The sequence below is a fragment of the Escherichia sp. WS3063 genome, from assembly GCF_046486595.1.
Taxonomy (GTDB): Bacteria; Pseudomonadota; Gammaproteobacteria; order Enterobacterales; family Enterobacteriaceae; genus Escherichia; species Escherichia coli.
Map to the genome: position 1 here is coordinate 1 of NZ_JBJQKY010000052.1, position 5,770 is coordinate 5,770.

A 5,770-nucleotide genomic window follows, 5' to 3' on the forward strand; every position below is an offset into this window, starting at 1 on the left:
GAGTGCCCACACAGATTGTCTGATAAATTGTTAAAGAGCAGTGCCGCTTCGCTTTTTCTCAGCGGCGCGGGGTGTGCATAATACACTTTCCCGCTACAGAGTCAAGCATTTATTTTTGCTTTCTCTGTTGAGATTCTCAGGAGAACCCCGCTGACCCGGCGGCGTGTTTGCCGTTGTTCCGTGTCAGTGGTGGCGCATTATAGGGAGTTATTCCGGTCTGACAAGCGAAAAATATAAAAACTTTATCGTTCGCTCATTTTTCAGGCAAAACATCTTAAATATAGTCTTTCCCGTCTAACTTATAGACAAAAACGAGCCCCGAAGGGCTCGTTTTATCATTTACTGGACGGCGACAATCCGGTCTTCATTAACTTCCAGGCGAATCACTTTACCCGGAACCAATTCACCAGACAGTATTTGCTGTGCCAGCGGGTTTTCGATCTGCTGCTGAATTGCACGTTTCAGAGGACGTGCACCATAGACCGGATCGTAACCGTTCTCGCTCAGCAGTTTCAGCGCCTCGTCAGAAATGTGGATTTCATAACCACGTTCTTCCAGACGTTTATACAGACGTTTCAACTGAATCTGCGCAATCGACGCAATGTGCTGTTCACCCAGCGGATGGAAGACCACCACTTCATCGATACGGTTAATGAATTCCGGACGGAAGTTATGGCTTACCACACCGAGCACCAGCTCTTTCATGTGCGCATAATCCAGTTCACCGAAGCGTTCCTGAATCAAATCGGAACCGAGGTTAGAGGTCATAATGACAACCGTATTACGGAAGTCGACCGTTCTCCCCTGCCCGTCAGTCAGACGCCCATCATCCAGGACCTGCAACAGAATGTTGAAGACATCCGGATGCGCTTTTTCCACTTCATCCAGCAGGATGACGGAATACGGACGACGACGCACCGCTTCGGTCAGGTAGCCACCTTCTTCATAACCAACATATCCCGGAGGCGCACCAACCAGACGAGACACCGAGTGTTTCTCCATAAACTCGGACATATCGATACGGACCATCGCCTCGTCGCTATCAAACATAAAGTTCGCCAGCGCCTTACAAAGCTCAGTTTTCCCCACACCCGTTGGGCCGAGGAACAGGAATGAACCAATCGGGCGATTTGGATCCGCCAGCCCCGCACGGCTACGACGAATAGCGTTAGATACCGCATCAACCGCTTCGTTCTGACCAATAACGCGATGGTGCAGTTCTTGCTCCATACGCAGCAGTTTTTCGCGCTCGCTTTCCATCATGCGAGAAACCGGAATCCCCGTCCAACGCGCCAGCACTTCAGCAATTTCGGCATCGGTCACTTTATTACGCAACAGACGCATAGTTTTGCCTTCGAGCTGCGTTGCGGCTTCCAGTTGCTTTTCCAGTTCCGGGATTTTGCCGTATTGCAGTTCAGACATCCGCGCCAGGTCACCCACACGGCGAGCCTGTTCAATAGCGATTTTCGCCTGTTCCAGTTCCGCTTTAATGGTCTGCGTACCAGAAAGCGATGCTTTCTCTGCTTTCCACTCTTCTTCTAACTCGGAGTACTGACGTTCTTTGTCGCTCAGTTCTTCGTTGAGCATATCCAGACGTTTTTTACTGGCTTCATCAGACTCTTTCATTAACGCCTGTTGTTCCAGTTTGAGCTGGATGATACGGCGATCGAGTCGGTCGAGTTCTTCTGGTTTTGAGTCAATCTGCATACGAATGCTGGATGCTGCCTCATCGATCAGGTCGATGGCTTTATCTGGCAGCTGGCGGTCAGCAATGTAGCGATGAGACAACGTCGCCGCTGCAACAATTGCCGGGTCAGTAATTTGCACATGGTGGTGCAGCTCGTAACGTTCTTTCAGGCCACGTAGAATCGCAATGGTATCTTCAACAGAAGGCTCGGCAACAAACACTTTCTGGAAACGACGTTCCAGCGCAGCATCTTTTTCGATGTACTGGCGATATTCGTCAAGCGTCGTGGCACCTACGCAGTGCAATTCACCACGCGCCAGCGCCGGTTTCAGCATGTTTCCGGCGTCCATTGCGCCATCGGCTTTACCCGCGCCGACCATGGTATGTAATTCGTCGATAAACAGGATGACGTTGCCTTCCTGTTTGGCAAGATCGTTAAGTACGCCTTTTAAACGTTCTTCAAACTCACCGCGATATTTCGCCCCAGCCACCAGCGCGCCCATATCCAGCGCCAGTACGCGGCGGCCTTTCAACCCTTCGGGCACTTCGCCGTTGATAATACGCTGCGCCAGACCTTCAACGATGGCAGTCTTACCGACGCCTGGTTCACCAATCAGTACCGGGTTATTTTTAGTACGACGTTGCAGCACCTGAATGGTACGGCGAATTTCTTCATCACGACCAATCACCGGATCGAGTTTACCCTGTTCGGCTCGTTCGGTAAGGTCGATGGTATATTTTTTCAAAGCCTGACGTTGGTCTTCAGCACCTTGATCGTTCACGCTTTCACCTCCACGCATTTGTTCAATCGCTTGAGTAATGTTGGCGGTGGTCGCCCCTGCTGCTTTCAGGATGTCGGCCAGCGTGCCGCGAGACTCAAGTGCCGCCAGAACGAACAGTTCTGACGAGATAAAGTTATCACCACGTTTTTGCGCCAGCTTGTCGCAAAGATTAAGAACGCGCACCAGATCCTGTGATGGCTGGACATCACCACCAGTACCTTCAACCTGCGGTAAACGATTTAATGCCTGATTGATATCTGTGCGCAACTGGCCAGCATTTATGCCAGCGGATGTTAATAAAGGACTAACCGAACCCCCTTCCTGATTCAGCAGGGCGCTCATTAAATGAAGTGGTTCGATGAATTGGTTGTCGTGCCCGAGTGCAAGTGATTGGGCATCGGCAAGAGCAAGCTGGAATTTATTAGTAAGACGATCCAGACGCATAACTCCTCCCATAACGGATCAAAGTTGCTACTGGAGATTAAATGAGGTCATCCCTCAATTATTCAAGGTTATTGACCAGATTAATGTGAAAAGAAAATCACGCGTACCGGATCGTCTTGATTCTTTAGGTTATATCAGCCAAATGAAACTTGCCATACGACCGGTGGTCTTGTCGCGACGATAAGAGAAGAAAGTCTCATTTTCCGTATATGTACAACGGTCACCGCCGAAAATTTGTTCGACACCGACGTTCGCCAGACGCTGCCGGGCAAGGAGATAAATATCCGCCAGATACTTATCACCATGCTGAATGAAAGCTGTACTCGCTTTGGCGTCTACTGCCATAAACGCCTCGCGAACCTCCGCTCCCACTTCAAACGCGCGTGGACCGATTGCCGGCCCTAACCAGGCGAGAATATTTTCTGGATTATCAGCAAAACAGGAAACTGTCTCTTCCAGCACGCCTGCGCACAGTCCACGCCAGCCAGCATGAGCGGCGGCGACTTCCGTTCCCGCTCGATTGCAAAACAGCACAGGGAGGCAGTCGGCAGTCATCACTGCGCAAACCGTGCCGGGCGTATTGCTATAAGAGGCATCTGCTCGTTTTGAGGCATAAGGTTCGCCAGTAAGCTTAAGCACATCTTTGCCGTGTACCTGCTCAAGCCAGACCGGTTTAGAAGGCAAATTGCCCGCAGCAAAAAGTCGCTTGCGATTCTCCTCAACGTGATCCGGGTTATCGCCACAATGGGCACCGAGGTTGAGCGAGTCATACGGGGGCAAGCTCACGCCGCCGATACGAGTAGAGCTACAGGCCGCAACACCTTTTGGCAGCGGCCACTGCGGGACAATCAGCTTACTCATAACCAGTCCACTTCATCTTTATGCTCTTCGAAATCGGCGCGCATCACCTCAATCAGCTCCACCATATCTTGTGGAATAGGCGCATGCCATTCCATTTCGATACCGGAGATCGGGTGATAAAGACGCAGCATGGTTGCATGAAGCGCCTGGCGGTCAAATTTACGCAGCGTGGAGATAAACGCTTCCGAAGCACCTTTTGGCGGACGCGGACGGCCACCATAAACCGGATCGCCCACCAGCGGATGAGTGATATGGGCCATATGCACGCGGATCTGGTGCGTACGTCCAGTTTCCAGACGCAACCGCAGACGCGTGTGCACACGGAAGTGTTCCATGATGCGATAGTGAGTCACCGCTGGTTTGCCCATCGGATGCACCGCCATATGGGTACGTTTGGTCGGGTGGCGGCTGATTGGTTCATCTACTGTACCGCCAGCGGTCATATGACCAATTGCCACCGCTTCATACTCACGAGTAATTTCACGCCTTTGCAAAGATTCGACTAAACGCGTCTGAGCCGGAACGGTTTTTGCCACAACCATCAGGCCAGTGGTGTCTTTATCCAGACGATGGACGATGCCTGCACGCGGTACATCGGCAATGGGCGGATAATAATGAAGCAATGCATTCAGTACCGTGCCATCCGGGTTACCCGCGCCAGGATGTACCACCAGGTCGCGCGGTTTATTAATGACGATGATATCGTCATCTTCATAGACGATATCCAGCGGGATATCCTGCGGTTCAAAACGCGCTTCTTCTTCAATCTCAGCGTTGATGGCAACCTGCTCGCCACCCAATACTTTTTCTTTCGGCTTATCACAAACTTTGCCGTTAACCAGCACGCGCTGGTCGAGGATCCATTCTTTTATCCGCGAACGTGAATAATCCGGGAACATTTCGGCCAAAGCCTGATCTAAGCGTTGACCGAGTTGGTTTTCGGACACCGTTGCAGTGAGCTGTACTCGTTGTGCCATATATACTGCTTCTTCGTTTATCGTTGGGGTTTTACGGCTTTGCCGTTTAATATAGTGTGCTATTGTAGCTGGTCTTAACCGGGAGCAGGAACAGAGAATCTCCCGTATTACATTTTGAGGAAAGTCAAAACGTCATGACGCGCATGAAATATCTGGTGGCAGCCGCCACACTAAGCCTGTTTTTGGCGGGTTGCTCGGGGTCAAAGGAAGAAGTACCTGATAATCCGCCAAATGAAATTTACGCGACTGCACAACAAAAGCTGCAGGACGGTAACTGGAGACAGGCAATAACGCAACTGGAAGCGTTAGATAATCGCTATCCGTTTGGTCCGTATTCGCAGCAGGTGCAGCTGGATCTCATCTACGCCTACTATAAAAACGCCGATTTGCCGTTAGCACAGGCTGCCATCGATCGTTTTATTCGCCTTAACCCGACCCATCCGAATATCGATTATGTCATGTACATGCGTGGCCTGACCAATATGGCGCTGGATGACAGTGCGCTGCAAGGGTTCTTTGGCGTTGACCGTAGCGATCGCGATCCTCAACATGCACGAGCTGCGTTTAGTGACTTTTCCAAACTGGTGCGCGGCTATCCGAACAGTCAGTACACCACCGATGCCACCAAACGTCTGGTATTCCTGAAAGATCGTCTGGCGAAATATGAATACTCCGTTGCCGAGTACTATACAGAACGTGGTGCATGGGTTGCCGTCGTTAACCGCGTAGAAGGCATGTTGCGCGACTACCCGGATACCCAGGCTACGCGTGATGCGCTGCCGCTGATGGAAAATGCATACCGTCAGATGCAGATGAATGCGCAAGCTGAAAAAGTAGCGAAAATCATCGCCGCAAACAGCAGCAATACATAACAAAAACCTGAAACACAAAACGGCAGTCCTTGAGCTGTAATGCCGATCAGTTAAGGATCAGTTGACCGATCCAGTGGCTGTGTAAGAATCCGGAAACGCTCACTTGTTTCCGGATTTTTTTATGCACATTGGACAGGCTCTTGATCT

Annotated in this window: 4 protein-coding genes; 1 reads left to right on the forward strand and 3 read right to left on the reverse strand. The window is 50.9% G+C overall.

The window, feature by feature from the left end:
* Window positions 1-339 precede the first annotated feature (339 nt).
* The 3 genes from clpB to rluD all read right to left on the reverse strand — a co-directional run bounded on the left by clpB (window position 340) and on the right by rluD (window position 4,751).
* The gene (clpB, locus tag ACJHYW_RS24845) at window positions 340-2,913 is read right to left on the reverse strand and encodes an ATP-dependent chaperone ClpB (protein WP_001235102.1); all 2,574 of its coding nucleotides are present in this window, start codon (window positions 2,911-2,913) and stop codon (window positions 340-342) included.
* A gap of 129 nt (window positions 2,914-3,042) precedes the next feature.
* Window positions 3,043-3,774: a purine nucleoside phosphorylase YfiH gene (yfiH, locus tag ACJHYW_RS24850; RefSeq protein ID WP_000040134.1), complete on the reverse strand. Its 732-nt coding sequence runs from the start codon at window positions 3,772-3,774 to the stop codon at window positions 3,043-3,045.
* Window positions 3,771-4,751, reverse strand: coding sequence for a 23S rRNA pseudouridine(1911/1915/1917) synthase RluD (gene rluD / locus ACJHYW_RS24855; protein WP_000079097.1), 981 nt, complete (start codon window positions 4,749-4,751; stop codon window positions 3,771-3,773). The genes yfiH and rluD overlap by 4 nt, the downstream gene beginning before the upstream one ends.
* Window positions 4,752-4,885: 134 nt before the next feature.
* Here rluD and bamD point away from each other — a divergent pair, with 134 nt between their 5' ends.
* On the forward strand, window positions 4,886-5,623 hold the full coding sequence (bamD, locus tag ACJHYW_RS24860) for an outer membrane protein assembly factor BamD (RefSeq protein ID WP_000197686.1): 738 nt from the start codon (window positions 4,886-4,888) through the stop codon (window positions 5,621-5,623).
* Window positions 5,624-5,770 lie beyond the last annotated feature (147 nt).